Source organism: Stenotrophomonas sp. HMWF003 (assembly GCF_003061285.1).
GTDB classification, from domain to species: domain Bacteria; phylum Pseudomonadota; class Gammaproteobacteria; order Xanthomonadales; family Xanthomonadaceae; genus Stenotrophomonas; species Stenotrophomonas maltophilia_AP.
On record NZ_QAIW01000154.1, the window covers coordinates 7,102 to 13,963 of the forward strand.

The 6,862-nt window shown below is 68.6% G+C and carries 10 protein-coding genes; 8 read left to right on the forward strand and 2 right to left on the reverse strand.

The genetic code is table 11. The features are described 5' to 3' along the window. The 3 genes from DBR34_RS06090 to DBR34_RS06100 form a co-directional block, all read left to right on the forward strand. A partial coding sequence (locus DBR34_RS06090; RefSeq protein ID WP_258223704.1) for a metallophosphoesterase occupies positions 1 to 784 on the forward strand: 784 nt, incomplete at its 5' end. A gap of 153 nt (positions 785 to 937) precedes the next feature. Continuing rightward, entirely contained in the window at positions 938 to 1,768 is an 831-nt protein-coding gene (locus DBR34_RS06095; protein ID WP_308812515.1) for an alpha/beta hydrolase-fold protein, read from the forward strand. 2 nt (positions 1,769 to 1,770) lie between these two features. Beyond that, a complete protein-coding gene (locus DBR34_RS06100) occupies positions 1,771 to 2,184 on the forward strand; it encodes a hypothetical protein (RefSeq protein WP_128096115.1) in 414 nt (137 codons plus the stop codon). 10 nt (positions 2,185 to 2,194) lie between these two features. Here the strand turns inward: DBR34_RS06100 and DBR34_RS06105 are convergent, their stop codons facing one another. Then, the gene (locus DBR34_RS06105; RefSeq protein ID WP_128096116.1) at positions 2,195 to 3,604 is read right to left on the reverse strand and encodes a DUF2867 domain-containing protein; all 1,410 of its coding nucleotides are present in this window, start codon (positions 3,602 to 3,604) and stop codon (positions 2,195 to 2,197) included. 30 nt (positions 3,605 to 3,634) lie between these two features. Further along, positions 3,635 to 3,949 carry a metalloregulator ArsR/SmtB family transcription factor gene (locus tag DBR34_RS06110; protein WP_128096117.1) on the reverse strand — a complete coding sequence of 105 codons (315 nt, stop codon included), beginning with the start codon at positions 3,947 to 3,949 and terminating at the stop codon, positions 3,635 to 3,637. An 88-nt stretch (positions 3,950 to 4,037) separates the two neighbouring features. Between DBR34_RS06110 and DBR34_RS21225 the strand changes: the two genes are divergently transcribed. From DBR34_RS21225 to DBR34_RS06130, 5 genes are all read left to right on the forward strand, one after another. Beyond that, a complete protein-coding gene (locus DBR34_RS21225; RefSeq protein WP_181393912.1) occupies positions 4,038 to 4,181 on the forward strand; it encodes a hypothetical protein in 144 nt (47 codons plus the stop codon). Positions 4,182 to 4,364: 183 nt separating this feature from the next. Then, on the forward strand, positions 4,365 to 4,808 hold the full coding sequence (locus tag DBR34_RS06115; protein ID WP_128096118.1) for a hypothetical protein: 444 nt from the start codon (positions 4,365 to 4,367) through the stop codon (positions 4,806 to 4,808). A 99-nt stretch (positions 4,809 to 4,907) separates the two neighbouring features. Beyond that, on the forward strand, positions 4,908 to 5,342 hold the full coding sequence (locus DBR34_RS06120) for a pyridoxamine 5'-phosphate oxidase family protein (protein WP_128096119.1): 435 nt from the start codon (positions 4,908 to 4,910) through the stop codon (positions 5,340 to 5,342). An 11-nt stretch (positions 5,343 to 5,353) separates the two neighbouring features. After that, positions 5,354 to 6,094 carry a DUF72 domain-containing protein gene (locus tag DBR34_RS06125; protein ID WP_128096120.1) on the forward strand — a complete coding sequence of 247 codons (741 nt, stop codon included), beginning with the start codon at positions 5,354 to 5,356 and terminating at the stop codon, positions 6,092 to 6,094. Further along, entirely contained in the window at positions 6,087 to 6,815 is a 729-nt protein-coding gene (locus DBR34_RS06130) for a DNA-formamidopyrimidine glycosylase family protein (protein ID WP_128096121.1), read from the forward strand. Before DBR34_RS06125 ends, DBR34_RS06130 begins: the two co-directional genes overlap by 8 nt. The last annotated feature ends 47 nt before the right edge of the window (positions 6,816 to 6,862 follow it).

The window sequence follows — 6,862 nt, forward strand, 5'->3', positions numbered from 1 at the left end:
GCAGACCCGGCACATCGAGGTGGCCATTGATGGCCTGCCGGCACAGTTCGACGGCTACCGCGTGCTGCAGCTCACCGACATCCACGCCAGCCGCCTGCTCACCGGCACCTGGGTGGCCAAGGTGGTGGCCAACAGCAACGCGCTGTCGCCGGACCTGGTGGTGATCACCGGCGACCTGATCGACGGCACGGTGGCTGCGCGTGCCGCCGATTTCGCCCCGCTGGCCCGCCTGCGCGCCCCCGATGGTGTCATCGCCATCACCGGCAACCACGAGTACTACGCGCAGTACGCCGCCTGGATGCAGGCCTTCCGCGCGCAGGGCATGCAGGTGCTGGAGAACACCCACACCGAGGTCCGCCGCGATGACGCGGTGCTGACCATTGCCGGCGTCACCGACCCGGTGGCGGCGCGCTACGGCCTGCCGATGCCGGACCTGGCCGCCGCGCTGGCCGGCGCCGATCCGCATGCCCCGGTGATCCTGCTCGACCACCGCCCCGGCGCGGCGCGTGCCAATGCCGCACGCGGCGTTGCACTGCAGTTGTCCGGGCACACCCACGGCGGGCACATCGTGGGCATGGACCAGCTGGTCAAGCGCGCCAACGGTGGTTACGTGTCCGGGCGCTACGCGGTGGACGGCATGACCCTGTATGTCAGCAACGGTGCCGGGCTATGGGCCGGTTTCGCCGCGCGCATCGGCGTGCCATCGGAGATCACCCTGATTACGCTGCGCCAGGGCGCGCCCAGCCGCACCGCAGCTGAACGCCCCGGCTTGGCAAGTCCGTAGGGAATTGCGACGCTTGCGCGCTGATAGGGTGGAAGACCACGGATGAAGGCAATGCGCAACGCGCTGGGAACGATGATGGTGCTGGCCACCACCGGTGGCTGTGCGCTGCATGGCGATGCGCTGCGCAGCGCACCCGCTGCGGCGGTGCCGACGATGGGCGTGGTGCTGCCCGATACCGAGAGCTGGAGCGTGCATGATCCGGCCGGGCGCGACTATCCGATCTGGGTGGCACTGCCGGCCAGCTACGCGCAGCATCCGCAACGGCGCTACCCGGTGCTGTTCGTCACCGACGCGCTGTACAGCTTTCCGCTGGTGCGTAGCGTGCGCAACCTGGTGGGGCAGGGCGGTGCCAACCTGGAGGATTTCATCCTGGTCGGGCTGCCGCCACAGCAGGGGCTGACCTCCAAACAGAGCCGCTCGCGCGACTACACGCCTACCCAGCCGCAGCGCAGTGCCGACGACGACTACAGCGACGACGTGGTCTACGGCGGTGCCGCGCACTACCGCGATTTCCTGGCCACGCACGTGTTGCCCGCGGTGGACGCGCGCTACCGTACCGATCCGACGCGGCGCAGTTTCGCCGGGCATTCCTACGGCGGCCTGTTCGGCACCTATGTGCTGCTCACGCGCCCGCAGATGTTCCAGACCTACATCCTGTCCAGCCCGTCGCTGTGGTTCGATGCGCACTACATCGACCGCCTCGAACAGGAGTACGCGCAGCAGCACCGCGCGCTGCCGGCACGGGTACTGCTGGCGATCGGCAGCGAAGAGGCACCCACGCCCGATGCGGTGGACGGTCCCCGCAACGACATGGTGCGCGATACGCAGGCGTTCGCCGACCGCCTGCGCCAGCGTGGCTACCAGGGCCTGCAGGTGGATAACCGCGTGGTCCCGGCCGAAGACCACCTCACCGTGTACCCCACCACGCTGACCCGCGCGCTGCTGCAGGTTTACCCGGGCGCCGGCCCGTACGACGGCGGCTGAGCATGCAGACCACGCGCAGCGTGCCGTTGTTCGACGCCCGCTGCAGCCAATGCGGCGCGATGTTCGCCCACCCCAGCCTGGGCGATGCGGTGTATGGCGAACTGCTGCTGTGCAGTGTCGACGGGCGCCAGCACGCGATCGTGGAGGGTTTCAGCGCGGTACCGGCGCAGGTGGCCGCGCTGCTTGCCGATGATCCGCACACGGCGCTGTGGCCCGTGCTGGCCGCGCTCGCCGATCCTCCCGCAGGCGCGTCCTGGTCGGTGGCGCTGCATTGCCCATACTGCGGCCAGCCCGATCCTGCGTTCCAGGAAGGGGCGCGTTGCGGCATGGTGGAGGTTCCCGTGGCCCGCTTCACCCGGTGCGCCACAGGCGACCTGGCGGCGCAGGTGGCACGGCTGGTCGATTCCTTGCGCTGATCCGGTCCGATCAGGCCGGCGCAGCGTCCTGCAGCGACAGGGCGGCAGCCAGTTCCGGTGCCAGCGCGTGGTCGACAGCCATGCGCAGCATCGCCGGGCTGATGTGGCGGCGGTGCACCCGGTTGATCGCCGCCATGTACACGCGGCCAAAGACGTTGAGAGTGCGCACGCGGGTGCCCAGCCCGATCACCGCCGCGCCATCGCCCACCATCTGCACGCGCACGCATGAGCGGAACTGCAGGTGGCGGTCATCGGCGCCGAGCACGACTTCAGCGCTACGGTCGGCGGCGTCGGTAGCCTGTGCGTGCACCGGGAAACGCTGGGCGAAGCGCTCGCCGGGCGCGTCCGACAGCAGCGACGACACCGGGCAGCCCAGCGGCGAGGTACGCAGCCGCAAGGGCGTCACCAGCAGGTTGCGCAGGGCCATCAGCCGGCCCACGCCCGGCGGTGGATTGCGGACGAATCCTTCCAGCACCGCCTCCAGCAAGGCATGCGCCGAGTTCCCCGCCACACTGTGCGCTGGCAGGGTGAGCCGGGTGTAGTCCTGGTGGTCGAAGCCCTGTGGCAGTGCCTGCTGCAGCAGGGAGTCGGCCGGTGGCGCCGGGTGCAGGTCCAGCGTGCCGCAGGTGGCGCGCCGGGCGATGTAGCCATGTGCCGGGCGCAGCCGGGCCAGGCCGCTGCGCACCCACCCGACCAGGTCGCGGCTGCCGGCGCACAGACGGGCCAGTGCCGATGCGGCCGGTGCGCGCAGCGTCAACGTCACCCGCGGCAGCTGGTCCAGGGCGGTCTGGTCGAGCACCTGCTGCACCGCGGGCGGCAGGGTGTCGGTCAGCGAGGGAATATCGGCGGCCCCGGCGTCGATGCGCGCACGCTGCGCGTCGCTCAGTGCGCCACTGCGCTCGTCGGCATGGCACGACAGCGCGAACAGGGCGGGATGCCGGGGATGCCGCGACACGAACTGGTGCCAGGTGCCGCTGCCGAAGCGCACGGTGAACAGGCAGTCCGGCGGCACGTCGATGCAGCGCAGCGCGCGTACGAAGGCAGCCGGATCGTGCTGCAGCTGCACGTCGGACACCGTGGAGAACCGCAACTGGGCACCGCCACTGCCGGCAATGGCGGTGAACATGCGCGGCCCAGCATGGCGATGGAACGGATGCCCATGTCGGCCGACCGAGAACGAATACAGCGACGACGCATCCCCGTGGGCCAGGTGCATACCGCCCAGCCGGGCGGAAGGCTCGTCCAGCGCATCCACGAAGCGCGGATGCTGTGCCTGGCGCAGGCCCGCGTCGCGCAGCAGCGCATCGCCGGCACCGAGCCCGAGCTGGGCGATCAACGCCACTTCGACCGGGCTGCCATCGCCGCAGGACGGCAGGCTGATGCTGGGAAACGAGCGGCTGACGCGGTGGGTATCGAGCATGACGTTCTCCTTGTCCTGCGGCGGTACGGCTCAGGTGGCGGGCTTGCGGCGCGCACGGGCGCGGCTCTCACGCTGCAATGGCCCACCCACCGGGCAGACCTCGGCGGCCCACGCGAACAGCGTGTTGGCCAGCCTGTCGGGCACCTGCCGGAAGTACACGAACTGGCCGCGCTTCTCGCGTTCGATCAGCCCGGCGTCCTCGAGGATGCGCAGGTGGCTGGACAGCGCCGGCTTGCTGAAATCGAAGCGCTCGCCCAGCTCGCCCGCGCTCAACTCGCCGCCATTGAGGTAGGCCAGGATCTGCCGGCGGGCAGTGGAGGCGAGGGCTTCGAAGATGCGGTCCATGGCGGTAGTTAACTAATTCGTTAACTGATGGTGTTCCGCCGGCGCACTGCTGTCAAGCGCCTTTTCAAGCGCGACCTGGACGGTACCGGTGCCTGCCAACGGAGGCTTCGTGCGCGCCCGCGGCAGCAACACGGGCGAGCCCACCCCGCTGGCTGACCTCAAGGGCGAAGACCCGTGGCAGGACCTGTGGTTCCATTCCAACCCCGTGTTCATCGACGCGCGCCCCCGGTAGAGCCACGCCACGCGTGGCTGTGGGCCCATTCGCGCATAATCAGCCCGACGCATGCGCGAATAGGTGCGTGCGCAGGCCAATGGCGTGATGCCCTGCGGTTCTCGGCCTGGCGTTGTGCGTCGCCTGCGCGGTGGATGTAGCGCAGGCGTTATCTCCCGATCCTCGTCCAACCCGGAATCAGACATGAACTACCTGTGGAGCCTGATCGTCGTACTGTGCGCATTTCCAGCATCGGCTACCTCCATAGAGCCGAAGTCTCTGGATCAGATGGTGGCAGCGTCAGACCACATCGTGGTGGCCACCATCCGCGCGGTGGACATGGTCAATGCGCGCGGAGCGCCCGTCCTTTCCCCCGACGCGCGCACCGGGCCCGGCGAATCCAACCAGATGCGCCTGCAGCTGGAAATCAGTGAAGTCTTGTCGCCGCGCGACGGTGCCGTACCGGTTGCGGTGACGGTGCCGCTATGGAAGATGTGGCACTACCGTCTTGGCACGATGCAGAACGAGCTGGTGGGGGCACGCGGCATCTTTCTGCTGGTCGGCCCGCAGCATGCGCCGGTGTATCCGATCGATTTCCAGCGCTCACTGGAGGAGCGCCAAGCCATTCTCGCCTTGATCCGGAAGTGAGCACCCGCGTCTGCGCGTGAAGGGTGTGACAGGAACCGTGCACGGCGCGGTCACCGCGGCGCGCCGACGCTGGCAGCCTGTCCCCAACCCGGATGCGCCATGACCACCCTGACCCTGCCCGAACTGGCCAAGAAGATGGCCAACATCGACTTCACCATGCTGCAGACCCACACCGACAGCGGCGAGATCGCGGCGCGACCGATGAGCAACAACGGTGACGTGGACTACGACGGCGACAGCTGGTTCTTCACCACCGAAGACACCGACATGGTCCGCGAGATCACCCGCGACCCGAAGGTGGCGCTGAGCTTCACCGGCAGCAAGTCGCTGCTGGGCAAGCCGCCGCTGTTCGTGGCGGTGCAGGGCAGGGCAACCCTTCACCGCGACAAGGCGATCATGCAGCAGCACTGGGTAAAAGACCTGGAGCGCTGGTTCGAGGAGGGCGTGGACAGCCCGGGCCTGGTGCTGATCCAGGTAGCCGCGGCGCGTATCCATTACTGGGACGGGGAAGACCAGGGCGAAATCCTGCGCTGAGGGTGGCCGGCATGGCCGCGTCGCGTATGCCGAAGATCGGGTGTGCCGGCTGGTCGATTCCCAGTCGCTACGCCGCGCACTTCGGGCCCGGCGACAGCGCGCTGGCACGCTATGCCACGCGCTTCGAGGTGGCGGAGATCAATTCCTCGTTCTACCGGCCGCACCAACGCACGACCTACGCGCGCTGGGCGGCCACCGTTCCGTCGGGCTTTCGCTTCTCGGTGAAGCTGCCCCGGACGATTTCACACGATTCCGGGCTGGTGGGCGTCGGCCCGCTGCTGGACCGCTTCCTGGACGAGGTGGGCGGACTGGGGCGCACGCTGGGCGCGCTGCTGCTGCAGTTGCCGCCATCATTGGCCCTGGATACACGCCGCGCCGGGAGTTTTTTCCGCGCACTGCGTCGACGCACGCCAGTGCCCGTGGTCTGCGAGCCTCGCCATGCCAGCTGGTTCAGCGCGCCGGCCGAGGCGCTGTTGCAGCGCCACGCGATTTCCCGGGCCGCGGTGGATCCGGCGCGCGTTGCCGCCGCGGCGCTGCCTGGCGGCGCGCAGGGCTGGCACTACTGGCGGTGGCACGGTTCGCCGCGCATGTATTACAGCGATTACCCCGATGCCGCACTGGCCGATCTGGCGGCACAGGCAATGCACCAGCCAGGGCAGGCGCAGGCGCCGTGGGTGATCTTCGACAACACCGCGCATGGCTTTGCGATTGCCAATGCCCTGCGCCTGAAGGAGATCGCCGCGCATGCCTGAAGGCCCTTCCATCGTCATCCTGCGCGAGGCCGCCGCCAAGTTCCGCGGCAAGACCGTGCGCCGTGCGCTCGGCAACAGCAGCCTGGACCTGACCCGCATGGAAGGGCGGCGGGTAGTGGCGCTGCGCAGCTGGGGCAAGCACTTCCTGATCCAGTTCAGCGGGTTCAGTCTGCGCGTGCACATGCTGATGTTCGGCAGCTACCGTATCGATGAACGCAAGCCCTCACCGCCGCGCGTGTCGCTGCAATTCGACACTGGCGAATTGAATATCTACGCCTCGTCGCTGAAGTACATCGAAGGGCCGCTGGAAGACACCTACGATTGGCGTGGCGACGTGCTATCGCCGGCGTGGGACCCGCGCCTGGCCCGGCGCCGGCTCAAGCAGCAGCCAGACACGTTGATCTGCGATGCGCTGCTGGACCAGACGCTCTTTGCCGGCGTCGGCAACATCATCAAGAACGAGGTGCTGTTCCGCACCCGCGTGCATCCCGAATCGACGATCGGCAACATCCCGCCGCGCACGCTGGGCAAGGTGATCGCCGACGCGCGCACCTACAGCGAGGCGTTCCTGGCGTGGAAGAAGGCCGGCACGCTACGCCAGCACTGGCAGGTGCATACCAAACGGACCTGTCCATCCTGTGGCGGGCCGCTGTCCAAGACCTACCCGGGCCATAGCAAACGGCGGACGTTCTTTTGCCCGAACTGCCAGGTGAAGTACTGACGCGCCTGGCCGCTGTGCAGACCTGCCAGGCCGCGCGAGGTTGACGC